This window comes from Streptacidiphilus sp. MAP12-33 (genome assembly GCF_041261265.1).
Lineage (GTDB): Bacteria > Actinomycetota > Actinomycetes > Streptomycetales > Streptomycetaceae > Streptacidiphilus.
The window spans coordinates 212,450-236,606 of record NZ_JBGCCA010000004.1 but is presented as its reverse complement, the minus strand read 5'-3'; the positions used below and the strand labels follow the sequence as shown (position 1 = coordinate 236,606).

Genomic DNA, 24,157 nt, shown 5'->3' with positions numbered 1-24,157 from the left:
GCCGCGCGAGCCGGACGGCGGCCGGGAATCCACGAGATTCCCGGCCGCCGCGACGAATCCCTGGAGGTTCCATGGGGCGCTACGTCATCCGACGACTGCTCCAAATGATCCCGGTGTTCATCGGGACAACGTTCATCATCTTCGCGATGGTGCACGCCCTTGGTGACCCGGTTGCCGCACTCTTCGGCGACAAGGCTCCCGACCCTGCCGTTGCCGCGCAGATCCGGCAGCAGCTCGGGCTGAACGATCCCCTGATCGTCCAGTACGGCAACTACATGAAGGGGATCTTCACCGGGGACCTCGGGACCACCTTCAGCGGTCAGCCCGTCACCGAGCTGCTCAAGACCGCCTACCCGACCACGCTGAAGCTCACGATCGTGGCCTTCACCTTCGAGGTCATCCTCGGCATCGGGCTCGGCGTCATCAGCGGCATGCGGCGCGGCCGTTTCGCCGACACCGGCGTGATGGTGATGACGCTGATCGTCATCTCGATCCCGACCTTCGTCATCGGTTACGTGCTGCAGTACCTGTTCGGCGTGAAGTGGGGCATCGCCGACGCGACCGTCCCGGAGGGGGCGCCCTTCAGCTCGCTGATCCTGCCTGGCTTCGTGCTCGCCTCGGTCTCCCTCGCCTACGTCGCCCGGTTGACCCGCACCACGATCGCGGAGAACACCAAGGCCGACTACGTGCGCACGGCCGTGGCCAAGGGCCTGCCCAAGCGCCGCGTGGTCACCCACCACCTGCTGCGCAACTCGCTGATCCCGGTGATCACCTTCCTCGGCACCGACCTCGGCGCCCTGATGGGTGGCGCCCTGGTCACCGAGCGCATCTTCAACATCCACGGCGTGGGCTACTACCTGTACCAGGGCATCCTGCGACAGAACACGCCGACGGTCGTCGGCTTCGTGACGGTCCTGGTGATCGTCTTCCTCCTCGCCAACCTGATCGTCGACCTGCTCTACGCGGTCCTGGACCCGAGGATCCGTTATGCCTGACCAGCAGCCGAACAAGCCGAACGGTGTCCCCGACGACGCGAACACCGAGCTGTCCAGCGCCTTCCCGCAGACGCCCACGCTGGGCGCCATGGAGGTCGAGGGCATGCTGGAGAAGGAAGACCTCACGCACTCGCCGGATCAGCCCACCGAGTCGGTGGCCGTGGCCGACCGCGAGGTGCCGCGCAGCCTGTGGCAGGACGCCTGGCGCGAGCTGCGGCGCAACCCGATCTTCATCATCTCGGGCATCCTGATCATCTTCCTGATCATCGTGGCGTTCTTCCCGAGTCTCTTCGACTCGACCAGCCCGCTCGAGTGCGACCTGTCGAAGTCCCAGCAGGGGCCCACCTCAGGACACCCCTTCGGCTTCGACACGCAGGGCTGCGACGTCTACGCGCGCACCGTCTACGGTGCCAGGGCGTCGATCACGGTGGGCGTCTTCGCGACCCTCGGCACCGCTCTGCTCGGCACGGTCCTGGGCGGCCTCGCCGGCTTCTTCGGCGGCTGGCTGGACGCGATCATCTCCCGCATCGCGGACATCTTCTTCGGCATCCCGATCCTGCTCGGCGGCCTGGTCTTCCTCTCGGTCATCCCGAGCCGGTCGATCTGGATCGTCGTGGCGTTCATCGTGGTGCTGGGCTGGCCGCAGCTCGCACGCATCGCCCGTGGCGCCGTGATCACCGCCCGTCAACAGGACTACGTCACCGCGGCTCGCGCGCTCGGTGCCGGCAACTCGCGGCTGATGCTGCGGCACATCCTGCCGAACTCGCTGGCACCGATCATCGTCGTGGCGACGATCGCGCTCGGTACCTACATCTCGCTGGAGGCGACGCTCTCCTACCTGGGTGTGGGGCTGAAGCCGCCGACCGTCTCGTGGGGCATCGACATCTCGGCCGCGGCGGACACCTTCCGCCTCGCGCCGCACATGCTGCTCTTCCCGGCCGGTGCGCTCTGCGTCACCATCCTGGCCTTCATCATGCTCGGCGACGCGGTCCGCGACGCTCTCGACCCCAAGCTGCGCTGAGAGAGGGCGGAACCGTGGGTATTGAAGCAACCGAAGTCACTGCCGACCACGGGCGCGGCCGCACCGCGGACAGCGAGGACGCCCCGCTGCTCCAGGTGCGCGACCTCCAGGTCGAGTTCCGCACCCGCGACGGTGTGGCCAAGGCCGTCAACGGCGTGAACTACAGCGTCCGCGCCGGTGAGACCCTCGCCATCCTCGGTGAGTCGGGCTCCGGCAAGTCGGTCTCCTCGCAGGCCGTCATGGGCATCCTGGACAGCCCGCCCGGATTCGTCACCGGCGGCGAGATCGTCTTCAAGGGCCAGGACCTGCTCAAGCTCTCCAACGAGCAGCGCCGCAAGATCCGCGGCACGCAGATGGCCATGATCTTCCAGGACGCGCTCTCCTCGCTGAACCCGGTGCACACCGTCGGGACGCAGCTGGGCGAGATGTACCGGGTCCACCGTGGGACGTCCAAGAAGGACGCCAAGGTCAAGGCCATCGAGCTGATGGAGCGCGTCGGCATCCCGGCGGCCAAGGAGCGGGTCAACCAGTACCCGCACCAGTTCTCCGGCGGTATGCGCCAGCGCATCATGATCGCCATGGCGCTGGCGCTGGAGCCCGACCTGATCATCGCCGACGAGCCCACCACCGCCCTGGACGTCACCGTCCAGGCCCAGGTGATGGAGCTGCTGGCGGATCTGCAGCGCGAGTACAACATGGGCCTGATCCTGATCACCCACGACCTCGGCGTCGTCGCCGACGTCGCGGACAAGATCGCGGTCATGTACGCCGGCCGGATCGTCGAGACCGCCCCGGTGCACGAGCTCTACAAGCGTCCGGCGCACCCGTACACCCGCGGTCTGCTGGACTCGATTCCGCGCCTGGACCAGAAGGGTCAGGAGCTCTACGCGATCAAGGGCCTGCCGCCCAACCTGCTGCGCATCCCCTCCGGCTGTGCGTTCAACCCGCGCTGCCCGATGGCCCAGGAGATCTGCCGCTCCGAGGTCCCGCCGCTGCACGCGGTGACCGAGCCCGACGGCGCCCCGATCGAGGGGCGCGGCAGCGCCTGCCACTTCTGGAAGGAGACCATCCATGGCTGAGCCGACCGCCACCGAGGCGGCCATCGAGGCCGTGATGGACAAGCCGGTCGAGCGTGGTGAGCCGCTCCTGCAGGTCCGGGATCTGGAGAAGCACTTCCCGCTGACCCAGGGCATCCTGATCAAGAAGCAGATCGGCGCGGTCAAGGCCGTCGACGGCGTCTCCTTCGACCTGCACCAGGGCGAGACCCTGGGCATCGTCGGCGAGTCCGGCTGTGGCAAGTCCACGCTGGCCAAGGTGCTGATGAACCTGGAGCCGGCCACCGGCGGCCAGGTGCTGTACAAGGGCGAGGACATCTCCAAGGTCTCCGGCCGGGCGCTCAAGGCGATCCGCCGGAACATCCAGATGGTCTTCCAGGACCCGTACACCTCGCTGAACCCGCGCATGACGGTCGGCGACATCATCGGTGAGCCCTTCGAGATCCACCCGGAGGTGGCTCCCAAGGGTGACCGCCGCAAGGCCGTCCAGGACCTGCTGGACGTCGTCGGCCTGAACCCGGAGTACATCAACCGGTACCCGCACCAGTTCTCCGGCGGCCAGCGCCAGCGCATCGGCATCGCCCGCGGCCTGGCGCTCAAGCCCGAGGTCATCATCTGCGACGAGCCGGTCTCGGCGCTGGACGTCTCGGTGCAGGCGCAGGTGATCAACCTGCTGGAGAAGCTGCAGGACGAGTTCAACCTCTCCTACATGTTCATCGCCCACGACCTCTCCATCGTGCGTCACATCTCCGACCGCGTCGGCGTGATGTACCTGGGCAAGATGGTCGAGATCGGCACGGACGAGGAGATCTACGAGCACCCGACCCACCCGTACACCCAGGCGCTGCTCTCCGCGGTGCCGGTGCCGGACCCGGAGGGTCGTGAGGGCCGCGAGCGGATCCTGCTGAGCGGTGACATCCCCTCGCCGGCCAACCCGCCGTCGGGCTGCCGTTTCCGCACGCGCTGCTTCAAGGCGCAGGAGAAGTGCGCGACCGACGTGCCGCTGCTGGCGGTCCCGGAGGTGTTCCGCGGCAAGGACACGCCGGCGGCGCACGAGTCCGCCTGCCACTTCGCCGAGGACATCGACATCGTCGGTGCCGGCAACGGCGAGCAGAACGGCGACGGTTCGCAGGCCTGAGCCGACCGCACCGTCCTCGGGAGCGGGGAGTCGCACGACATCCGTCGGGCGGCTCCCCGCTCCGTTTCGGTTCTCAGCCCTTCCGGACGGAGAAGAGGACGAAGCCGTAGCTGAGGCCCGTGGCCTCGGGGTGCTGTTCCAGCCAGCGGTCGGCGGTCCCGTCGGGGAACTCCATCCGCAGCACCGCTTCGAAGTCCGCCCGCGACTCGAAGGCCCACTCACTGCGCACCTCGGTGCGCTGGGCGCCGTGCTCCGCCCACCAGGAGTCGGTGCGGTCCCCACTGCCCATGGCCGCCGAGCCGGCGCAGGCGCGGAGCAGTTCGGCGAACCGGCCGTTGCGCCAGTCGTTGTCGATCACGACGAGAGTGCCGCCCGGACGCAGCACCCGGAGCGCCTCGCGCAGGCCGGGCTCGCACCGCGGCGGCCAGAAGTAGGCGAAGCGCGCGTGAACGACGTCCACCGAGGCGTCGGGCAGCGGGATGTGCTCGGCCGACCCGTGCAGCACTCGGGCGCCGCCCGGTCGGGCGGCGGCGAGCGGCACGAGCTCCGGGTCCGGCTCCACGCCGATCACCTCGGCCGCGTCGGCGTAGGCGGCGAGCCAGAAGCCGCTGCCGCAGCCGAGGTCGACGAGCGTACGCCCCCGCCACGGTGCCAGCTCGGCCAGGGCGTCCAGCACGAGGTTCCCGGGGTCGACTGCCCGGTTCTCGGTCTCGTAGAGCTCCGGGTGCCCGCCCTGGTTGGGTGCGGGGGAGAAGTCGGTGAGGTTCACGACCTGTGCTTTCGGGGACGAAGGAAGGGGCCGCCCGACCATGACGGCCGGGCGGCCCCTGTGGTTGCCGGTGGTGGACTCCGCTCCGGCCGCGGACTGCGTCAGACCACCTCGCCCGCGGGCGTGGCGACGGTGACCGGAGTGTCGGAGACCGGCGTCTGCAGCGGGAAGTGGCAGGCCGCCACATGGCCGGTGCCGAACAGGCGCATGGCCGGTTCCTCCTCCGCGCAGCGCTCCTGCGCCAGCGGGCAGCGGGTGCGGAAGCGGCAGCCGGACGGCGGAGCGACCGGGCTGGGCAGCTCGCCCTTGATGCCGCCGCCGCGCTTCTGGCGCTCCAGCTCCGGCTCGGGGACCGGGATGGCCTCCAGAAGGCCCGCCGTGTACGGGTGGGCGGCCCGCTGGTAGATGTCCTCGCCCGAGCCGATCTCGACCATCTTGCCCAGGTACATCACGCCGATCCGGTCGGCGAGGTACTTGACCACCGCCAGGTCGTGCGAGATGACCACGTAGGACAGGTCGTGCGAGGCCTGCAGGCGCTTCATCAGGTTCAGCACCTGCGCCCGGATCGACACGTCCAGGGCCGAGACCGGCTCGTCCGCGACGATGACCTTCGGATGCAGGGTCAGTGCCCGGGCCAGGCCGATGCGCTGACGCTGACCGCCGGAGAACTCGTGCGGGAACCGCTCCAGCGCGGACTTCGGCAGGCCGACCTCGGTCAGCAGGTCACTGACCAGGGTCAGCTGCTCCTGCGTGGTGCCGATGCCCTGGATCTGCAACGGCTCCCGCAGGATCGAGCCCACGCGCATGCGCGGGTCGAGCGAGGCCTGCGGGTCCTGGAACATCATCTGCAGGTCGCGGCGGTGCCGACGCAGCTCCTTGCCCCGCAGCGAACCCACCTGGGTTCCGTCGAGGGTGACCATGCCGGAGTTGGGCTTCTCCAGGCCGACGATCATGCGCCCCAGGGTGGTCTTGCCACAGCCGGACTCGCCGACGAGGCCGAAGGTCTCGCCGTATCCGAGCGAGAGGGACACGCCCGAGACCGCGTGCACGACCGCCTTGCCGCGGCCGAACAGGCTGCTGCCGACCGGGAACTCCTTGACCAGGTCGGTGACCTCGAGCAGCGGCCTCTTGGTCTTCTCGGCAGGCTCGGCGCGCTCGGTCGTCGTGACCGAGGCCGTGAGGTCCAGCGGGCCGGAGACCGGGTGGAAGCAGGCGTAGGTGTGGTCCTTGGGACCGACCAGCTTCGGGGACTCGGCCCGGCACTCGTCCGTGGCGTAGTTGCAGCGCGCCGCGAAGCGGCAGCCGGACGGCGGGTTGGCCAGGTCCGGCGGCAGGCCCGGGACGGTGAACAGCTTCTGCGTGTTGTCCTGCGCCAGGCGCGGAATGGACGCCAGCAGCCCCTGGGTGTAGGGGTGCCGCATGTCGCCGAAGAGGTTGTCGGTCCTGGTGGACTCGACGATGCGTCCGGCGTACATGACGTTGATCCGGTCCGCGTGCCCGGCCACCACGCCCATGTCGTGGGTGACCAGGATCATCGCCATGCCGAGACGGTCCTTCAGATCGTTCAGCAGGGTGAGGATCTGGGCCTGGATGGTCACGTCGAGCGCGGTGGTCGGCTCGTCGGCGATGAGAACCTTGGGCTCGCACGCGAGTGCCATGGCGATCATCACGCGCTGGCGCAGACCGCCCGAGAGCTGGTGCGGGTAGTCCCCGAGCCGCTCCTTCGGCTTGGGCAGACCGACGAGGCCGAGCACCTCGGCGGCCCGGTCCATCGCCGCCGCCTTGCTGACGCCGCGGTGCAGCATGACCGGCTCGGCCACCTGGTAGCCGATGGTCTTCGTCGGGTCCAGCGAGCTCATCGGGTCCTGGAAGACCATCGCGATGTCGTTGCCGCGGATCTTGCGCATCTCCGACTCGGGCAGACCCACCAGCTCCCGTCCGTCCAGCTTGACGGAGGAAGCGCCGACGAGCTGTCCGCCCGGAGGCAGCAGGCGCATCAGGGAGAGTCCGGTCATCGACTTGCCGCAGCCGGACTCGCCCACCAGGCCGAGCGTCTCCCCGGCCTCGAGGCTGAACGAGACCTCGTCGACGGCCTGGACGCTGCCGCTACTGATCGCGATGTGGGTGGAGAGGTTGTTTACCTCAAGAAGAGCCATGGTTGTTCCTCGATTCCGTCTCTGTCGTGTGCGGGCGTCGTCAGCGCTTGCGCAGTCGGACGTCGACGGCGTCGCGGAGGCCGTCACCGATGAAGTTGAAGGCCATGACGACCAGCACCAGAGCGATGCCGACCGGGAAGACCTCCCACCAGTAGCCGTTGGACAGGTTGCTCTGGGCGTCGCCGAGCTGCGACCCCCAGTCGGTGTTCGGGTACCTGACACCGAAGTTGAGGTAACCGAGGGCGGCCAGGGCGAGGATCGCGTCGGCGATCTGGAAGGTGATGTTCACGATCACCGTGCCCATCGCGTTCGGGATCAGGTGCCGGAAGATCAGCCGGGAGTTGGTGCCACCCATGACCCGGGCCGCCGAGACGAAGTCGCGCATCTTCAGGGTGAGGACCTCGCCGCGGATCAGGCGGGCCGGCACCAGCCAGGAGAAGACACCCAGGATGATGATCAGGCCCCAGGTGTTCGCGCCGTAGCGCTGCGAGATGATCAGCACGACGAGGAGGAACGGCAGGGCGAGCAGGATGTCGACGACGCGCATCAGCGTTGCGTCGACCAGGCCACCGAGCAGACCTGCCACGGCGCCCCAGAGGGTGCCGATGACGGTGGCGATGACGGCGGCGGCGAAGCCGATCCACAGCGAGGTCTGACCGCCGAGCATGATGCGCCCGATGATGTCGAAGCCGTTGCTGTCGGTGCCGAGCGGGTGGCCCGGCCCGGGGGCGCCGTCGGTGTTGAGCAGGTCGGTGGTCTCCTGGTTGGAGTGGTAGAAGACCGGGCCGAGCCAGCAGAACAACACGAAGAAGACCAGGATCGCCACGCCGGCGACGGCCATCTTGTTCTTGAGGAACTCGCGGAGCGTCAGTTTCCAGGCGGAGGTGGTCGCCTGGAGGTCGCCGGCGTCCGCGACGGGAGCGGCAGCGGGCTCGGGGGAGGCCGGAGACTCGATGATCGCGCTCACGTCGACTCCTCGGGCTGTCTCGGTGGCGGCCTCGGCGGAGGCTGCGGGAGTGTTCGTCGTATCGGACATGGCGCTACACCAGCTTGATGCGGGGGTCGGACAGGGTCAGGCAGACGTCGGCGACGAGGTTGCCGATGACCGTCAGGACGGCCGTGATCAGGGTGTAGGCCATCAGGACGTTGTAGTCGTAGCCCTGCAGGGAGTTGACGAAGAGCAGGCCGAGACCGTTGATGTTGAAGGTGTACTCGACCAGCAGGTTGCCCGCGATCAGCAGGGGCAGCGAGAGCCCGATCAGGGTGATCATCGGCAGCGAGGCGTTGCGCACCAGGTGCCGGGAGTACACCAGCCGGTCCGAAAGACCCTTGGCCCGAGCCACCTTGATGTAGTCCTGCGCCAGCACGTCGAGGGCGGCCGAACGCTGGTACCTCGAAAATGAGGCGACAGCCGTGACGGTCAGTGCCACAATCGGCATGAGCAGGTCCTGGAAGCTGCCGAGCGCGCCGGAGAGCGTCTGGTCCTGCGGGACGTTGGGGCTGACCCAGTTCAGGTTGAGCGCGAACACCTGGACCAGCAGCAGCGCGACGATGAAGGTCGGCATCGAGTAGAAGATCATGGCCAGCGAGGTGGCGGAGATGTCACCGAAGGAGTTGCGCTTGACGCCCTGGTAGATGCCGAGCGGCAGCGCCACGGCGATGGAGAGGACCAGCGAGGCGACGGTCAGGAAGACACTGAGGGGCGCCTTCTCGGTGAGCAGGGAGGTCACCGGCTGGTTCAGGTGGTAGGACCAGCCGAGGTTCCCCTGGAAGAGATGGCCCACGTACGTGGCGAACTGGTCCCACCACGGCTTGTCGAAGCCGTTCGCGTGGTTCCATGCCTTGATGGCCGCTGGCTGCGCCTTCGGCCCGAGGACCGTGATCGCGGGTGACGGCGCGATGATGTGCAGCATCAGGAACGTCACCAGAATGATGCCGAAGACCACGAGGATCGCCGTGGCCAGGCGCCGGATGAGATAGCCCGCCATGTTCGGGATCTCCTCCTTCGTAATGGTTCGATGGGGAGGAAGGCAGCCCGCCACGGAGCTGCCTGTTGATACCAGGCGGCCCACCCGGAGTTGACGCTTGGTCCGGATGGGCTGCGAGGCGTCGACCGGGCGGCGCGGCAGACTGGCTACCGCGCCGCCTCGGTACGATCCCGGCTTACTTGGTGAAGTACCAGTCCTCGGGGTTCAGCATGAACTGCGTGGTGGCCGCGAAGGAGTCGGTGGAACCGGACAGCTTCGGGCTCCAGGCGTAGATACGGTCCTCGTTCGGCTGGAAGATGCCGGGGAGGTCGCCGTCGACCGCCGTGATCTCCTTCTTCAGCGCGTCGGAGTCCGGCGAGATCATCGAGTTGTTGATCAGCGTGTCCAGGGTCGGGTCCGAGAAGCCACCCTGGTTGTACGAGCCGCCCGTGTTGAACAGGTTGATCGTCGAGGGGTAGATGTTCTCCGAGAACCCACCGAAGTCGGCCATGCCCCAGTTGTTGTCGTTCTTCGGGGACGAGACCACGGACTCGTTCTGGATCAGGTTGTTGAACGTGTCGGCCTTCAGCGTGACGTTGACACCGATCTGCTTCAGGTTCGCCGCGAAGGCGGTCACCATCTGGCCGGTCGCCTTCGGCGTGCTGGTGTAGTAGAACGTGAAGTCCAGGCTCTGGCCCTTGGTGATGCCGGCGCCACACTGGTTGGCGGCCGTGCCCGGGGTGGCGCAGGTGGTGGTGCCGTTCGGGACCACGTTCCAGCCGTGCGAGGTCAGCAGCTGCTTGGCCTGGTCGATCGAGAACGGGAACGGGTTGGTCAGCGCGCTGTCCGGCGTGTAGGGCGACTTGGGCGCGACACCCAGCGGGCCGTAGGCCGGAGCGGCCATGCCCTTGTAGATGCCCTTGATCTCCGCGTCCTCGTCCTGCAGGTGGGCGAAGGCCTGGCGGACGTACAGCTGGCTGATCGCCTTGTCCCAGCCGTTGCTGGTGTTCTTGAAGTTGAAGTACATGTAGCCGAAGCCGAAGTCCGGCAGGCCGTAGACGTTGTAGCCGTTGGCCTTGAGCTTGCCCAGCTGCGGCCAGTTGTCGGACTTGACGTAGCCGAAGTCCAGCTTGCCGCTCTGCAGGTCGTTGAACTCGGCGGTCGGCGAGGTGTAGGCCAGCTCGTCGATCTCGGCGATGTTCGGCTTGCCCTCACCGGTGTAGCTCTTGTTGGCCAGGAAGTTGGTGGCCCCGGTGGAGGTGTTGTACATGCTGATCTTGTACGGGCCGTCGACGACCTGCCACAGCGGGTTGGTCGCGTAGGTCGACAGCTTCTTCGACGCGCCCGACAGGTAGTCGTAGATCGCCTTGGCGTTGGCCGGCTGGCTGTAGTCCAGCAGCGCGCCGCTGTCCGAGGACTTGGCCCAGGAGTGCGCGGGCAGCGGGATGATCTGGGCGAACTCCGTGCCCAGGACCCAGTCGGGGTTCAGCACCTTGTTGAACGTGAAGGTCACCGTCTGGTCGTCCGGCGCGGAGGCGGCCGTGACGTTGTCCGGGAACTGGCCGGCGGTGTAGTTGCCGACGTTCGCGGCGCTCTCCTTGACCGCGGCCTTGTACAGGTAGTACCAGAACAGGACGTCCTTGGAGGTGACCTTCTGCCCGTCGGACCAGGTGTACTTGCCGTTGAGCTTGATGGTGAAGGTCTTGCCGTCGGCCGAGACGGACGGCTTGCCGTCGGTCATCGAACGGGAGTAGTCCCAGTCCGGCGTGGCACCCTTCGGCGACCAGTAGAGGGTGCGCCAGCTCAGGTACTGGAACTGGTTGGTGACGTAGACGGACGAGTTGGCGGCCGGGGTGATCGGGAAGATCCAGCTCGGGTCGGCGCCACTGTCCTGCGCGACGTGGAGCACGCCACCGGGGACGACGTTCGACGAGGCGGCCGGAATGGTGCCGTAGGAGTAGTCGGTGCCGAGGCTCTTCGGCTTGGTGTTGTTGTTGGTCGAGCTGCTGCTGCACGCGGACAGCGCGAGCGCGCCAGTGGCGACCAGCGCCGCAGCCTGCAGGACCCGAAGGTTCCTTCTGGTCATTGTTTCCCCTCCCGGAGACAGTCATCCGCGTCGCCTGCCGGTGGTCAGGAACACCGCACAACAACGCCTAGCTGAAGCACATACTGGCGGCAAGGGGACCTCGTGTCGACAGGGCATCGATCAAGGTTGGATAACACTCAAACAGCAGGTAACGGCCATTCTTTGCTCCGACTATTACGTGCCACCACTTGACGCGGTGGCAGAACGTGCTGCTGAGAGGTGAGTTGGGCACATCTCTGTCCGACTATCGGACGTGGGTTCTGACAAGTCGGCAGAATCGGACTTACCCGGCATATCACTCGCAAGTAGTAGTTTTACTGCCGAGTGTCGGAAGGCGCATAAGTCAACCCTCCTATTGTGGGTAAAAGTCCGGCGGGTGGGGGGAATTTGCCCGGGAGCCGAGAATTTCCGCCGAATGCATCGGGAAATGTAATGGAAACAGAACGCCCCGGATACGCCATGCGCATCCGGGGCGAGCTGCCGCACTGGGCGGCCGGACTCAGATCTGGGTCGAGGTGACGCCGTCGGGCTTGCCGAGCATCGAGACCAGGGCCGCCGCGACGTCCTGGACCGTGACCAGCTTGCCGTCCTTGGTGTGGAGACCGTCGAAGGCCGTGCCGTAGGCCGCCTTCAGCTTGGCCAGGTTGAAGACCGGAACGAAGGCGCCGGAGGCGTCCGGGCGCAGCGTCAGCGCCTGGCTGAAGGTGCCCTTGCCGAAGGGCACCGGGTGACCGCCGGCGACGACGTGGAACTGCTGCTTCATCGCCCAGGCGCCGAGCGTGCGCGCCGCCTCGTCGACCGCGGTCGCGTCGGCCTTGGGCTGCACCGTGGTGACGCTGAGAGTCACCACCGTGTCCTGGCCGACGGTCGCCCGAGTCTTGAAGGCCTGCTCCACGAGCGGGACCGCCGCGTTCACGTCCAGGCCGCTGCCCGCCTTCGGCAGCGTGACCTCGACCTTGCCGGTCGCCGTGAAGTGGACCTCGGCGTCGGAGGCGCTGCTGCTGGAGGCCAGCTGCTGGAGCGCCGACCGGAGCTTGTCCTCGTCGATCACCACGACCGGCGCCACCGCCTGGCCGTGACCGAAGAGCGACTCGATCACGGTGACCGGGTTGTAGTCGTGGTGGGCGACGCTGTCGACGGTGGCACTGGTGTCGATGGTCAGACCGGCCACCGAGGGGTTCAGCGTGGCCGTCTTTCCGCCGATGGAGACCGTCAGCGGGTGCGAGGCGATGGCACCGAGGGTCTTGGTCAGCGTGGTGACCGCCTGGTCGCGGGTGTCGCCGCCGATGGAGTAGCCGAGCACCGTGGTGCCCTTGGGGATGTCGGCCTGGTTGAGCATCAGCCCCGCGCCGTAGGCGCCGGCACCCGCCAGCACCAGGGCGCCGATGGCGTAGCCCGCCAGCTTGCGGCCCTTGCCGCCGCCGCGCTTGCCGCCCGAGGCGGGCGCGGTCGAGGCGCCGGTGCCCTGCCCGCCACCGGCGGGCTCGGGCCGCGGCTCGGAGGCGACGCCGCCGGTACCGCCGGCGAAGCCGTCACCGATCGGCTGCGGGCGCGGCACGGGCAGTGTGGCGGTCTGGCCGTTGCCTGCGCCGCCCTTCGCGCCCGCCTTGCCGGTGTTCTTGCCGCCCTGCTGGGGCTGCTGGGCCTGCGCGCCACCCTTGCCCGCCTTGCCGGCGCGGCGGCTGCCGCCGCCCGGAGCGGTCGGCTGGCCCGGCTGGGAACCGGGCCCACCGGGGTAGCCGCCGGTGCCGGGACCCCCGGGGGTCGGCGTGGCTATCGTCGGGCCGCCGAACGCGGGCATGGTGGCGGTTGCGCCGGCCGCCTGGGCGAACCCGGCCTGCGGGTCCGTCAGTTGCTCGGTGGGCGCACGGAACTGGAGCGTCGGCTGACCACCCGTGAGGTCCTCGGCCGGCGTGCCGGGCGCACCCGGCAGGCGGGTGCTGCGGCCGCCCGGCACGGGGCGGGGCGGGAGCGTCTGCTGCGGCCTCGCCTGCGCGGCCTGGGGGGCCGGCCGGCCCTGCGCCGGGCCGGTGGGCTGCTGCTGGGTGTGCTGAGGCTGAGGCGTCTGCTGCGTCTGCGGGGACGGCGTGGCCCAGGGCTGGGCGTACGGGTCCGGCGTCGCGTCGCGGCCGCTGCCGTAGGGCAGGTCGTATCCGGCGGGCGCCCGGCCGTCCTGACGACCCGGGGCCTGGTAGCCCGGGGCGGCGGGAGGCTGCTCCTGGTAGAGCGGCTGCGCGGGCGCGGGGCTCGGCGCCGGGGCGGGGGCCGACGCGGCCGGCGGCGCCGACTTCTTCCGCGGCGCGAACCACTCGCTGGACGGGGAGCCGGGAGCCGCGGGGTCCGCGGGAGCCGACTCCTCCGGGGTGAGCCACTCCGGCGGCAGGTCCGGGGGCGTGGCGGTGCGCGACCCGGAGTCCATGACACCGAGCACGGGCGAGCCCGAGGTGTCGGCGCGGCGGCGCCGCGGCGAGGGCTGCTCGCCGGCCTCCTCGGTCAGCGGGCTGCGGACGACGACCTCGGGGATCGGCCGCGAGCCGGGGATGTTGATCTTGATGCGCGTGGTGAGCGTGGTCTCGGTCCGCGGTTCATCGCGGTCGGGGGAGCCGGGGTTCGGCCGGCCGGTCTGTGGCGGCTGCCCCGCGCGGGAGAACGCCGCGTCGCCGGGCACGCCGTACGGGGGCGTACCCGAGGGGTAGGAGTCGCCGCCCTGACGAGGCGACATCGGATTGTCGGATTCTCGACTCACTGCTGCTCCGGTTCGCGCCCCGCGCTGCGGCGAGGTGCGGTTGTGGATCGTTGTTCCCCGCGTCCCGTGGGGCTGCGGTTGCGGTGTGTGGAACCGCGGTCTCCAGCGTTGCGGGCACCACCTTACTGGGAGGCGTCCCGGGGCGGACCGGCCGGAGGCAGAACGGATCGTGACGAACCCTGGTGGTAGGGCGAGAGGGAGGGTCTGGCCAGCGAGAGTACCGAGCCGAGCATGCCGAGGAAGAGCAGGGCGACGCTCGTCGCACTGCCGCCCCAGATCAGATCGCCCTTGGGGGTGCTGATGCTGGCCGCGAGCAGGACGGCCAGCCAGGCGGCCGTCGGCGCCAGCGCGCCCGTCCTGGTGCCGGTGACCAGGCTGCCGCCGTAGCTCAGCGCGATGATCCCGGCGGCGCCCACGGCCAGGCCGCCGCCGTTCCACAGGTCCACGACCAGGGCCCCGGCGAGGCCGACCGCCACGCCCAGGACGCCGAGCAGGAGATAGGCCGTCACCCGGGCCGGGCGACCCAGGGGGTAGGACCGGACCGGCGGCTGCGGGGAGCCGTTGCGGGGTGCGGGCACCCGGGCGGCGCCGCCCTGGCCTTCGGCGCCTCCGGCTCGGCCGCGCCCCGGCGGCGGACCGGCGCTCACGCGTCGGCTCCGGCCGGGGTGGACGTGTCGGAGGCGGCACGGGCGTCGGTGCCGGCCTCCGCGGCGGCGGCCGTGGGCGCGTTGACGCCGGCGAAGAGGTCCGCCTCCCAGCCGGTGGCGGCGTCGACCTGGCCGGGCTCGCCGCGGACCAGGCGGTAGTACTCCACCGAGGGCAGCGGCTGGCCCAGATCGTTGGAGAGAGCGAAGAAGGGCCCGTCGACCGCGATCTGGGTGGCGTGCGCGCGCATCGCGGCGGCCTTGGCCGCGGCGAAGGCCGTGCCGTCGACCGCCGCCGTCACCTCGGCGTCGTCCACGACACCGGGCACGTCGTCGGCGGAGGCGATGCCGGGGAAGGGGGAGTTCTTCCCCGCGGCGCGCAGGGCGGCGAAGCCCGCCTCCACCACGGAGCGCGGGACGACGTTCCAGTAGACCTTGGCGATCGTGTGGGCGGTGCCGAGGTCGGGCCGGAAGCCGGCGTCGGCGGCCAGCTCCGCCCCGCGCATGGCCACGCGGTGCGCCTGGATGTGGTCCGGGTGGCCGTAGCCGCCGTTCGGGTCGTAGGTGACCAGGACCTGCGGCCGGACCTCTCGGACGACGGCGACCAGCTCGGCCGCGGCCTGGTCGAGGTCGGCCTGCCAGAAGGCGTCCGGGCGGACGTTGCTGGCGACGCCCATCATCCCGGAGTCGCGCCAGCGGCCGATGCCGCCCAGGAAGCGGTGGTCGGTGACACCGAGCTCGGCCATGGCCGCGGCGAGCTCGGTGATCCGGTGCCCGCCGAGGCTGTCCTCGCGGTCGGCCACCCGGTGGGCGTGGTCGTCGCCGATGACCTCGCCCTCCTCGCCCAGCGTGCAGGTGACCAGGGTGACGCCGGCGCCCTCGGCGGCGTAGCGGGCCATCGTCGCGCCGTTGCCGATCGACTCGTCGTCGGGGTGGGCATGGACGAGCAACAGACGCTGGTCGGCGCGGACCGCCCGGAGTGAATCCGTCATGGCGCCCAGCCTAGGCGGTCGGGCCGACCGCGCCCCAATGTGCTGCGGGCGCGGGGAGGCTCAGAGCTTGATGCCCGTCAGCATCCCGGCGACGCTCGTGGTCACCGTCTTGATCGACGGAGCGATCGAGCTGGAGGCCAGGTAGAAGCCGAGCAGCGTGCAGGCGAAGGCATGCCAGCCCTTGAGGCCGGAGCGCTTGATCAGGATTCCCACGACGATCATCATCAGCACCGCTGCGGAGATGGGCAGAACCATCGCGTCTCACACCTCTCGGAGTCGGGCGGCGGGGACTGCCGCCCAGTAGGACGGGGGCACACAGGTGTTACCCGTGGGGTGACGGTTGCATCACTTTCCGTCATCATGCATAGCCCGTCGCTGTGATGCACGGCCCGGCGCACGGCGCGGGCTTGCGCGCGGGTGGGCGCCGAGGCGCGCGGCGGCCGAACGGGGGAGGAAGGAGTGGCGGGCGTTTGCCGCGATGCTCCGTCCGTGCGGGGGTGCGCCGCTAGGGTCGGAACATGGCTCAGGAGATCACGTTCCCCCGTCAGTTCTCGCGTACCCAGCGGTTCTCGCTCGGTGCCCCGCGGTCCTTCTCGGTGTCCCCGGACGGCCGAAGGGTGGCCTTCCTGCGCAGTCGCGGCGGGACCGAACGGGCGAACCTGCTGTTCGTGCTCGACCTTTCGAACGAAGCTGCTCCGTTCGAGCGAGTGGCGGCCGATCCGGTCGCGCTGCTGGGCGGCGGCGAGGAGCACCTCTCCGCGGAGGAGCGGGCCCGCCGTGAACGCGCCCGGGAGGGCTCCGCGGGTGTGATCGCCTACGCGACCGACGCGGCGGTGACGATGGCCGCCTTCAGCCTCTCCGGCCGCCTGTTCACAGCCCCGCTGCTCGCCGCAGGCGATTCACGGCCCGGTTCGCAGACGGGTTCGCAGACGGGCGAGAAGGCGGGTTCGCAGCCCGGTTCACCGGCGGGCGCTCCGGGCGCCGGAGCCGTCGAGCTGCCCGCCCAGGGCACCGTGCTCGACCCGCGGCCCGCGCCGGACGGCCGCCACGTCGCCTACGCCACCACCGACGGCGCGCTGCGGGTCATCGCCGCCGACGGCAGCGGCGACCGGGCGCTGGCCCACGAGAGCGACCCCGAGGTCGTGTGGGGTCAGGCCGAGTTCATCGCCCAGGAGGAGATGGATCGCAGCCGCGGATTCTGGTGGGCGCCCGAGGGCGACCGGCTGCTTGCCGCGCGCGTCGACAACCGGCCCGTCCAGCGCTGGTGGATCGCCGACCCGGCCAACCCGGAGCAGGCGCCGCTGGAGATCGCCTATCCGCAGGCCGGTACGGCGAACGCCGAGGTCGGCCTCGCCGTGCTCGGCCTCGACGGCGGCCGCGTCGACGTCGCGTGGGACCGTAGCGCCTTCCCCTACCTGGCCCGGGTCCACTGGTCGGCGGGCGGCCCGCCGCTGCTGCTGGTGCAGACCCGCGACCAGCGCCGCCAGGTCGTCCTCACCGTCGACCCGGCGACGGGCGCGACGGCCGTGCTGCACGAGGAGAGCGACCCGGACTGGGTCGAGCTCTTCCCTGGCGTCCCGGTGTGGACGCCGGACGGACGTCTGGTGCGCCTGGCCGACGACCGCGAGGCCGACGCCCGGGTGCTCGTCGTCGGCGACCGGGTGCTGACGGACCGCTCCCTGCACGTGCGCGCGGTTCTCGACGTCACCGCCGAGGACGTGGTGTTCACGGCGTCCGCGGGGGAGGGTGCGGAGACGCCGGAGATCGGCGAGGTGCATGTGTACCGGGTCGACACGCGCCACGGCGACGCCGACGTTCACACGCTGAGCAGTGCCGACAGGCCGGGGGAGGTTCACCGGCTGAGCGACGCGCCCGGCTACCACTCCGCCGTGCGGGGCGGACCGGTCACCGTGCTCAGCTCGGCGGCACTCGACCGTCCCGGCGCGCTCGTGCGCGTGCTGCGTACCGAGGAGGGGAACTCGGCGGAGGTCGCCCGGATCGTCTCCCACGCCGAGACGCCCGTGCTCGCCGCCCACCCGGTGCTCGCCCTCGCCGGCAAGCGCCGTATCCCGGCGGCCGTGCTGCTGCCCACCGGCTACGACCGCGACCGCGACGGCCTGCTCCCGGTGCTGATGGCGCCGTACGGAGGACCGCACGGTCAGCAGGTCGTCGCGGCGCAGAACATCTTCCTGTCCGCCCAGTGGTTCGCCGACCAGGGCTTCGCCGTCGTCGTCGCCGACGGCCGGGGTACACCCGGACGCAGTCCGGCCTGGGAGAAGGCCATCCGCAGGGACATGGCCGGGGTCACCCTCGACGACCAGGTGGAGGCGTTGCAGGCGCTCGCCGAGGACTTCCCGCTCGACCTCGACCGGGTCGGGATCCGGGGTTGGTCCTACGGCGGCTACCTCTCCGCGCTGGCCGTGTTGCGGCGTCCGGACGTCTTCCACGCGGCGGTCGCCGGTGCGCCCGTCACCGACATGGAGCTCTACGACACCCACTACACCGAGCGCTATCTCGGCCACCCCGCCGAGGAGCCCGAGGTCTACGCCGCGCACTCGCTGCTGACGGACGCGGCGAGCCTGCGCAGGCCGCTTCAGATCATCCACGGCCTCGCCGACGACAACGTGGTGGTCGCGCACAGCCTGCGCTTCTCCTCGGCGCTGCTGGCGACCGGCCGCCCGCACGAGGTGCTGCCGCTCTCCGGGGTGACCCACATGACCCCGCAGGAGGAGGTCGCCGAGAACCTGCTGCTCCTGCAGGTCGACTTCCTGCGCAGGTCACTGCCGCGGCCGTGACATCTGTCATGGCTGGTCATGGAGGCGCGGCACTGCTGCCGCGCCTCTGTGAGCTGGGATTCTTCTTGCATGACGACTTCCACCGAGGTAGTGACGGGGGCGGACCGGAAGGGTTCCGCGACCCGCGGGGCGAACGGCCACCCCACCGAGGTCGCGGCGTTCCGCGACGTCAGCAAGGAGTTCGGCTCCGTCAAGGCGGTCAACGGCAGCAGCTTCACCCTGCACCCGGGTGAGACGGTCGCCTTTCTCGGCCCCAACGGCGCCGGCAAGTCCACCAGCATCGACATGCTGCTGGGTCTGAAGGACCCGAGCGCGGGCGAGGTGACTCTCTTCGGCGGCACCCCGCGCCAGGCGATCATGGCCGGCCGGGTCGGCGTCATGCTCCAGAGCGGCGGCCTGCTGCCCGAGGTGACCGTGCGCGAGCTGGTCACCTTCGCCTGCAAGGTCCACCCGCGCGGCTACGACGTCGACGAGGTCCTGACGACCGCGCAGATCCTCGACCTGGCCGACCGCAAGGTCGACAAGCTCTCCGGCGGCCAGGAGCAGCGCGTGCGCTTCGCCCTCGCCACGGCCGGCGACAGCGACCTCATCGTTCTCGACGAGCCGACCACCGGCATGGACGTCACCGCCCGCCAGGCCTTCTGGTCGGTGATGAAGGCCCAGGCCGACGCCGGCCGCACCATCCTGTTCGCCACGCACTACCTGGAGGAGGCGGACGCGATCGCCGACCGCGTCCTGGTGATGCACAAGGGCCGGCTGATCGCCGACGGCACCGCCGCCGAGATCAAGGCCAGGGCCGGTCAGCGCCGCATCTCCTTCGACCTGCACCCGGGCGACGGCGGCGACGCGAGCCTGCTGAACGCCCTGCCCGGCATCACCGCGCTGGACGTCAGCGGCACCGGCGGCGGCCAGACGGTCCGCATCTCCACGTCGGACGCCGACGCCACCATGGCCGCCGTGTACCGGGCCGGCCTCTACCCCCGCGGCCTGGAGGTCGCCGGGGTCGGCCTGGAGCAGGCCTTCATCACCATCACCGCAGAAGCTGCCGGCACGGAGGCGAACTGACCATGGGACAGCTCATCAAGCTCGAGGTCCTGCGGGTCCTGCGCAACCGCCGCTACCTGTTCTTCACCGTGGTCTTCCCGGCGATGATGTACTTCTTCTACTCCTCGTCGTTCAAGAACCAGATGTTCGACGGGATCTCCTACAAGACCTACTACATGGTCTCGATGGCGACCTTCGGCACCGTCGGTGCCGCCCTCAACACCGCCATGCGGATCTCGCTGGAGCGCAAGAGCGGCTGGACCCGCCAGCTGCGGCTGACCGCCCTGCCCGGCTGGGCCTACGTGCTCTCCAAGGTCGTCGCCGCCGGTGTGGTCACCCTCCCCGCCGTCGTCGTGGTCTTCGCGATGGGTGCCTTCCAGGGCGTGCACTTCCCGGTCTCCACCTGGCTCGGCATGGGCTTCGCGGTCTGGGCCGGCGGGTTCGTCTTCGCCGCGGCCGGTGTCGCCCTCGGCTACGCCGCCGCACCCGACACCGTCCAGCCGATCACTATGGTCAGCTACATGGGCATGGCCTTCCTCGGCGGCTCCTGGTTCCCGCTGACCGGCGGGCTGAAGACGGTCGGCCAGTACACTCCGGTCTACCTCTACAACGAGCTGGCCAAGTACCCGGTCAACGGGGTCTCGGTGGGCGCCTCCCAGATCGCAGGGCTTGCCGCCTATCTCGCCGTCTTCGCGGCCCTGGCGGCCTGGCTCTACCAGCGCGACCGCAAGACCGTCTGACGCCACGGGGGATGAGGAAGATGAGCGAGAGGCACGCGCACACACCGCGGGTCGGGGTTCCCCCCGAGAACCGTCGGCAGTTGCTCGTGAAGCTGTGCTGGATGCTGGTCTGGATGGTCTACCTGGCCTATCCGATCTCCCAGCTGTTCGGGCACTACAGCCCTGCGAAGACCGCCTTCGGCTGGGTCATGCTCGTCGTCTTCCTCGGCGTCTACGTCTGGCTGATCCTGCGTCGCCAGGTCGCGGGAGCAGCACACAAGTGGGACCGTCGGCAGGGCGTCGCGCTGGCCGCGATGTACCTGGTGTCGATCGCCACGTCGGTGGTGCTGGACGGCAACTGGTTGCCACTGTTCACCTACACCGCCGTCGCGACCGGCATCGTCCTGCCGCAGCGGATCGCGGCGATCGGCGTGGTCGCGGTCGTCGCGACCCAGGTCGGCCTCGGCCTGACGGCGATCGAGGTCGACCGCACCGGGCTGGCCGGGATGGCGCTGGGCGGTCTCCTCGGCGGCTTCGCCATGACGGGTCTGCAGCAGTTGGTCCGCACGATGGCCGAACTGCGCGAGGCCCGGCAGGCGGTGGCCGCGCTCGCCGCCTCCGACGAACGGCTGCGACTGGCCCGCGACCTCCACGATCTGCTCGGCCACTCGCTCTCGCTGATCACCCTGAAAACCGAGCTCACAGCCCGGTTCATGGACCAGGAGCGCTACGAGGAGGCCCGGTCCCAGGTCGACGACATCGAGAAGGTCTCCCGGCAGGCGCTGGTGGACGTCCGCGAGGCGATCGGCGGTTACCGCCGCCCCAAGCTCGCCGTCGAACTGGCCGCCGCGCGCACCGCGCTCAACGCGGCGGACATCGCCATCGACGCCCCGCTCTCGCTCGCCGACCCGCGCCCCGGCCTCGGCGCGGACGAGGAGGGCGCCCTCGGCTGGGCGCTGCGCGAGGGAGTCACCAACGTGGTCCGCCACAGCGGCGCCAGCGAGTGCCGGATCCGCCTGATCGAGGACCACGCCCCCGACGGCCGCCTCGGCCGGGTGCTGACGCTGGAGATCGCCGACAACGGCACCGGCGGCGGCAAGCAGGCCCGCCACAGCACTCCCGGCCACGGCCTGACCGGCCTCTCCGAGCGCCTGGCCCTCGCCGACGGCTCCCTCGACGCGCTGCCCCCCTCCGGCAAGCACGGCTTCGTGCTGCGGGCGACGGTGCCGCTGCGCACGGTCGAGACTCCCGTGCAACAGCCCGCGGCCGGTACCGTGCAGGAGTGATCAGAGTTCTGCTGGCCGAGGATCAGGCCATGGTCCGTGAGGCGCTGGCCGCCCTGCTGGGCCTGGAGGGGGACATCGACGTCGTGGCGCAGGTCGCCCGCGGCGACGAGGTGGTGGCGGCGGCCGAAGCCCACGAGGTCGAGGTCGCGCTGCTGGACATCGAGATGCCGGGCCTCACCGGCATCGAGGCGGCGGGTCTGCTGCGCAAGGCCCGTCCGGGCACCAAGATCGTGGTGCTGACCACGTTCGGGCGCCCGGGCTACCTGCGTCGGGCGATGGAGTCCGGCGCGGACGCGTTCCTGGTCAAGGACGCTCCGGCCTCCCAACTCGCGGAGGCGGTCCGCCGCGTGCTGCGCGGCGAGCGGGTCATCGACCCCACGCTCGCCGCGGCGGCCCTCGCGGAGGGGGCCAACCCGCTCACGTCACGCGAACGCGACGTCCTGTCGGCGGCCGCGGACGGCAGCGCGAACACCGAAATCGGCAAGCGCCTGCACCTCTCCGAGGGCACGGTCCGCAACTACCTCTCTGCGGCGATCCAGAAGACGGGCGCCCGCAACCGCACCGAGGCGGTGCGCATCGCCCTGGAAAAGGGCTGGCTTTAGGTCCGGCGCTCCGTTGCACCTACCTCAGGGGCGCGGGGAACTGCGTGACAAGCCACCCACCACGGTCAGATCCCGAGCGAGCAGCGCCGTCCGCCCCGAGTGGGCCCCCGCGCGGTTCCCCGCGCCCCTGAGGTAGGTGCAACCTGGCCTCAGTTCAGCCGGAACCTCGCTGCCTTCGCCTCCTGGCGGACCCGCTTCGCGGAGTCCGGGTCGAAGGCGTCCAGGATGGTCGCGTACTCCTCCATCTGCGCCGCGCCCTCGACGAAGTGACCCGTCTTCACCAGCAGTTCCGCTCGCTCCAGGCGGAGCTGCGCGGGGTGCCGGGGCAGCAGCAGCGACAGCTGCGTCGCCCACAGCTGGGTACGTGCGTGCTCGGGCCGCGCCGCGGCCCAGTTGCGGATGTTGGCCAGCGTCCGCAGGACGATGTCCTGCGGCTCCGCCGGGCGCAGCAGATCGGGCGTGAGGCGGTAGCCCGCCTCGGCGACCAGGGCCCGGGTGTCGGCGAGGGAGAGGATCTGGCCGCCCCGGAACGCGTCGACCAGGACGTGGTCCCCCTCCGGATCGCCCACCCCGACCACGAAGTGGCCCGGCAGGGCGACGCCGTGGACGGGCAGGCCCACCATCCGGCCGACCGTGATCCACACCGTGGAGACGGTGATCGGCAGCCCCCGTCCGCGCCGCAGCACCTCGTGCAGCAGTGAGGACTCCAGCCGCTTGTAGACGCCCGGTCCGCCCCGCAGATCCGCGGAGCCCGCCAACGCCCCCGCGAGCAGCGCGGCGGTCTCGGCGGCGTCGTCCGGCGGGGACTCCCGTAGGGCCGCCCGCACCACCGACGCCAGGCGCTCCAGCGCGCCCCAGGCCGGCGCCAGCGCCGCGTCGAGGTGCCCGCTCTCGGCTTCCAGATCCACCTCGAAGCCCATGAGCAGGCAGAGCAGCGCGAGGTCCGGATGGTCCTCGCGCGCCTCGGCGGCGAACCGCTCTCTGCTCTCCTCGCTCACGGGCGAGGATTCTATGCGCGCAGCGCCACCTGATCGCGCCTCAGCCGCTCAGACGGTCGGGAGTCGCGCGTAGCTGTAGCGGTACGAGGTGTCGAATCCGAGCTTGTCGTACAGCGCCAGAGCGACCGTGTTGTCCGCCTCGACCTGCAGATAGGCGCCCGAGGCGCCCTCCTCGGCCGCACGGGAGGCCAGCGTCGCCATGAGGGCGCCCGCCAGCCCGCGCCGACGGGCCTGCGGCACCACCTCGACCGCGCCGAACCCCGCCCACACGCCGTCCACGACGCATCGGGCGATCGCGGCGGGACCGTCCGGCACCTCCGGCAGGGTGACCGAGGCGAACCAGACCGACGGCCCGCTGTGCAGCAGCGCCCGCGCCGCGGCCGCCTTGGCCGCGTCGTCGCCGACCCGCTGGTAGCGGGACATCCAGGCCTCGTCGGCCGTCCGCGACAGCCGGACATCCGCGCCCACGTCCGTTCCGGCGCGCGGGCCGGCGTTCGCGCCCGCGGGTGCGGCCAGGCGCGCCAGCGGGGCGGTGCGGACGAACGTCGCGGCCTCCTGCGCGCCGCGCGCGGCCAGGGCCGCGGCCAGGCCGGGCGTGGAGCCGGGAGAGGTCAGCTCGATGAAGGCCGGCAGGCCGCGCGCGGCGTACCAGTCCTGGACCCGGTCCAGCGCCTCCTCCACCGGCAGGCCGGGATCGCCCAGCGTCTGCGTCGAGTTGCCCCGGCGGGTGAAGCCGGACGAGGCCCGCAGCACCCAGCCCCCGAGGGCCTCCTGTTCCAGCGCGTTCCAGCCGCGGGCGGCGATCCGCTGCATCTCGGCCGGGGCCGGGACCTCCGGCGCGGCCAGCGAGCGCCGCAGCGGCGCCGGCGGCACCGTCTTGCCCGCCACCAGCTCTCCCTCGGGCAGTTCGACCGCCTCTCCAGACCGGCCGACTACGGTGAGAACACCAGCGTCGAGATCCCAGGATGTGAGCACACCCAGCGTGTCGCCGAACTGGAGACGGCCGTCGACCAGTCCGACAACACGCCGAGTCATGACACGTCGTCCCAGGTCAGCGGGGGTGAGCCGGAACGCCGACCGGTCGAGTGCGCCCCTTTGGGACGTCATCATGCCTACCTCCGTTACATTCGGTGCCCTCGACCGG

The 24,157-nt window shown here is 70.5% G+C and carries 20 protein-coding genes; 9 read left to right on the top strand and 11 right to left on the bottom strand.

Features of this window, described 5'->3' with window-relative positions; translation table 11 throughout:
* Nucleotides 1–71 precede the first annotated feature (71 nt).
* Genes ABH931_RS06990 through ABH931_RS06975 form a run of 4 tightly spaced genes read left to right on the top strand, consistent with a single transcriptional unit; the run spans nucleotide 72 to nucleotide 4,209 of the window.
* Nucleotides 72–995, top strand: coding sequence for an ABC transporter permease (locus ABH931_RS06990; protein ID WP_370110933.1), 924 nt, complete (start codon nucleotides 72–74; stop codon nucleotides 993–995).
* The gene (locus tag ABH931_RS06985; RefSeq protein WP_370110931.1) at nucleotides 988–2,016 is read left to right on the top strand and encodes an ABC transporter permease; all 1,029 of its coding nucleotides are present in this window, start codon (nucleotides 988–990) and stop codon (nucleotides 2,014–2,016) included. Before ABH931_RS06990 ends, ABH931_RS06985 begins: the two co-directional genes overlap by 8 nt.
* 20 nt (nucleotides 2,017–2,036) lie before the next feature.
* The gene (locus ABH931_RS06980; protein ID WP_370110978.1) at nucleotides 2,037–3,095 is read left to right on the top strand and encodes an ABC transporter ATP-binding protein; all 1,059 of its coding nucleotides are present in this window, start codon (nucleotides 2,037–2,039) and stop codon (nucleotides 3,093–3,095) included.
* Nucleotides 3,088–4,209, top strand: a complete 1,122-nt coding sequence (locus ABH931_RS06975; protein WP_370110929.1) for an ABC transporter ATP-binding protein — start codon at nucleotides 3,088–3,090, stop codon at nucleotides 4,207–4,209. The genes ABH931_RS06980 and ABH931_RS06975 overlap by 8 nt, the downstream gene beginning before the upstream one ends.
* A 73-nt stretch (nucleotides 4,210–4,282) precedes the next feature.
* On the opposite strand, the gene ABH931_RS06970 is transcribed toward ABH931_RS06975, so the two are convergent.
* The 9 genes from ABH931_RS06970 to ABH931_RS06930 form a co-directional block, all read right to left on the bottom strand.
* Nucleotides 4,283–4,978 (bottom strand): class I SAM-dependent methyltransferase, encoded by a 696-nt coding sequence (locus tag ABH931_RS06970; RefSeq protein WP_370110927.1) that lies wholly within the window; start codon nucleotides 4,976–4,978, stop codon nucleotides 4,283–4,285.
* Between the two features lie 101 nt (nucleotides 4,979–5,079).
* Nucleotides 5,080–7,134 (bottom strand): dipeptide ABC transporter ATP-binding protein, encoded by a 2,055-nt coding sequence (locus tag ABH931_RS06965; protein ID WP_370110925.1) that lies wholly within the window; start codon nucleotides 7,132–7,134, stop codon nucleotides 5,080–5,082.
* 40 nt (nucleotides 7,135–7,174) lie between these two features.
* A complete protein-coding gene (locus tag ABH931_RS06960) occupies nucleotides 7,175–8,101 on the bottom strand; it encodes an ABC transporter permease (RefSeq protein WP_370110924.1) in 927 nt (308 codons plus the stop codon).
* A 73-nt stretch (nucleotides 8,102–8,174) separates the two neighbouring features.
* On the bottom strand, nucleotides 8,175–9,122 hold the full coding sequence (locus ABH931_RS06955; protein ID WP_370110922.1) for an ABC transporter permease: 948 nt from the start codon (nucleotides 9,120–9,122) through the stop codon (nucleotides 8,175–8,177).
* Nucleotides 9,123–9,297: 175 nt separating this feature from the next.
* Nucleotides 9,298–11,187, bottom strand: coding sequence for an ABC transporter substrate-binding protein (locus ABH931_RS06950; RefSeq protein WP_370110921.1), 1,890 nt, complete (start codon nucleotides 11,185–11,187; stop codon nucleotides 9,298–9,300).
* 499 nt (nucleotides 11,188–11,686) lie between these two features.
* The gene (locus ABH931_RS06945) at nucleotides 11,687–13,909 is read right to left on the bottom strand and encodes a hypothetical protein (protein WP_370110919.1); all 2,223 of its coding nucleotides are present in this window, start codon (nucleotides 13,907–13,909) and stop codon (nucleotides 11,687–11,689) included.
* A gap of 146 nt (nucleotides 13,910–14,055) precedes the next feature.
* Entirely contained in the window at nucleotides 14,056–14,580 is a 525-nt protein-coding gene (locus ABH931_RS06940; protein WP_370110918.1) for a DUF6113 family protein, read from the bottom strand.
* Nucleotides 14,577–15,569 (bottom strand): N-acetyl-1-D-myo-inositol-2-amino-2-deoxy-alpha-D-glucopyranoside deacetylase, encoded by a 993-nt coding sequence (mshB, locus tag ABH931_RS06935; RefSeq protein ID WP_370110916.1) that lies wholly within the window; start codon nucleotides 15,567–15,569, stop codon nucleotides 14,577–14,579. The genes ABH931_RS06940 and mshB overlap by 4 nt, the downstream gene beginning before the upstream one ends.
* 60 nt (nucleotides 15,570–15,629) lie before the next feature.
* Nucleotides 15,630–15,824 carry a hypothetical protein gene (locus ABH931_RS06930; protein WP_370110914.1) on the bottom strand — a complete coding sequence of 65 codons (195 nt, stop codon included), beginning with the start codon at nucleotides 15,822–15,824 and terminating at the stop codon, nucleotides 15,630–15,632.
* 263 nt (nucleotides 15,825–16,087) lie between these two features.
* On the opposite strand from ABH931_RS06930, the gene ABH931_RS06925 reads away from it, so the two are divergent.
* The 5 genes from ABH931_RS06925 to ABH931_RS06905 all read left to right on the top strand — a co-directional run bounded on the left by ABH931_RS06925 (nucleotide 16,088) and on the right by ABH931_RS06905 (nucleotide 22,015).
* Complete coding sequence (locus ABH931_RS06925; RefSeq protein ID WP_370110912.1) at nucleotides 16,088–18,364, top strand: prolyl oligopeptidase family serine peptidase; 2,277 nt, start codon at nucleotides 16,088–16,090, stop codon at nucleotides 18,362–18,364.
* Nucleotides 18,365–18,433: 69 nt separating this feature from the next.
* A complete protein-coding gene (locus ABH931_RS06920) occupies nucleotides 18,434–19,429 on the top strand; it encodes an ABC transporter ATP-binding protein (RefSeq protein ID WP_370110911.1) in 996 nt (331 codons plus the stop codon).
* A gap of 2 nt (nucleotides 19,430–19,431) precedes the next feature.
* On the top strand, nucleotides 19,432–20,148 hold the full coding sequence (locus ABH931_RS06915; protein ID WP_370110909.1) for an ABC transporter permease: 717 nt from the start codon (nucleotides 19,432–19,434) through the stop codon (nucleotides 20,146–20,148).
* Nucleotides 20,149–20,168: 20 nt separating this feature from the next.
* On the top strand, nucleotides 20,169–21,413 hold the full coding sequence (locus ABH931_RS06910) for a sensor histidine kinase (protein WP_370110906.1): 1,245 nt from the start codon (nucleotides 20,169–20,171) through the stop codon (nucleotides 21,411–21,413).
* Nucleotides 21,410–22,015 carry a response regulator transcription factor gene (locus ABH931_RS06905; RefSeq protein WP_370110904.1) on the top strand — a complete coding sequence of 202 codons (606 nt, stop codon included), beginning with the start codon at nucleotides 21,410–21,412 and terminating at the stop codon, nucleotides 22,013–22,015. Before ABH931_RS06910 ends, ABH931_RS06905 begins: the two co-directional genes overlap by 4 nt.
* Nucleotides 22,016–22,164: 149 nt before the next feature.
* On the opposite strand, the gene ABH931_RS06900 is transcribed toward ABH931_RS06905, so the two are convergent.
* Nucleotides 22,165–23,013: a transglutaminase family protein gene (locus ABH931_RS06900; protein ID WP_370110901.1), complete on the bottom strand. Its 849-nt coding sequence runs from the start codon at nucleotides 23,011–23,013 to the stop codon at nucleotides 22,165–22,167.
* Nucleotides 23,014–23,061: 48 nt separating this feature from the next.
* Entirely contained in the window at nucleotides 23,062–24,048 is a 987-nt protein-coding gene (locus ABH931_RS06895) for a GNAT family N-acetyltransferase (protein ID WP_370110898.1), read from the bottom strand.
* Nucleotides 24,049–24,157: the final 109 nt, after the last annotated feature.

Bases quoted from the DNA above. Each gene is read 5' to 3' on its own strand.
- ABH931_RS06990 (WP_370110933.1), top strand. From the start codon at position 72: ATGGGGCGCTACGTCATCCGACGACTGCTCCAAATGATCCCGGTGTTC.
- ABH931_RS06985 (WP_370110931.1), top strand. From the start codon at position 988: ATGCCTGACCAGCAGCCGAACAAGCCGAACGGTGTCCCCGACGACGCG.
- ABH931_RS06975 (WP_370110929.1), top strand. From the start codon at position 3,088: ATGGCTGAGCCGACCGCCACCGAGGCGGCCATCGAGGCCGTGATGGAC.
- ABH931_RS06965 (WP_370110925.1), bottom strand. From the start codon at position 7,134: ATGGCTCTTCTTGAGGTAAACAACCTCTCCACCCACATCGCGATCAGT.
- ABH931_RS06955 (WP_370110922.1), bottom strand. From the start codon at position 9,122: ATGGCGGGCTATCTCATCCGGCGCCTGGCCACGGCGATCCTCGTGGTC.
- ABH931_RS06950 (WP_370110921.1), bottom strand. From the start codon at position 11,187: ATGACCAGAAGGAACCTTCGGGTCCTGCAGGCTGCGGCGCTGGTCGCC.
- ABH931_RS06945 (WP_370110919.1), bottom strand. From the start codon at position 13,909: ATGTCGCCTCGTCAGGGCGGCGACTCCTACCCCTCGGGTACGCCCCCG.
- mshB (WP_370110916.1), bottom strand. From the start codon at position 15,569: ATGACGGATTCACTCCGGGCGGTCCGCGCCGACCAGCGTCTGTTGCTC.
- ABH931_RS06930 (WP_370110914.1), bottom strand. From the start codon at position 15,824: ATGGTTCTGCCCATCTCCGCAGCGGTGCTGATGATGATCGTCGTGGGA.
- ABH931_RS06925 (WP_370110912.1), top strand. From the start codon at position 16,088: ATGGCTCAGGAGATCACGTTCCCCCGTCAGTTCTCGCGTACCCAGCGG.
- ABH931_RS06920 (WP_370110911.1), top strand. From the start codon at position 18,434: ATGACGACTTCCACCGAGGTAGTGACGGGGGCGGACCGGAAGGGTTCC.
- ABH931_RS06915 (WP_370110909.1), top strand. From the start codon at position 19,432: ATGGGACAGCTCATCAAGCTCGAGGTCCTGCGGGTCCTGCGCAACCGC.
- ABH931_RS06910 (WP_370110906.1), top strand. From the start codon at position 20,169: ATGAGCGAGAGGCACGCGCACACACCGCGGGTCGGGGTTCCCCCCGAG.
- ABH931_RS06895 (WP_370110898.1), bottom strand. From the start codon at position 24,048: ATGACTCGGCGTGTTGTCGGACTGGTCGACGGCCGTCTCCAGTTCGGC.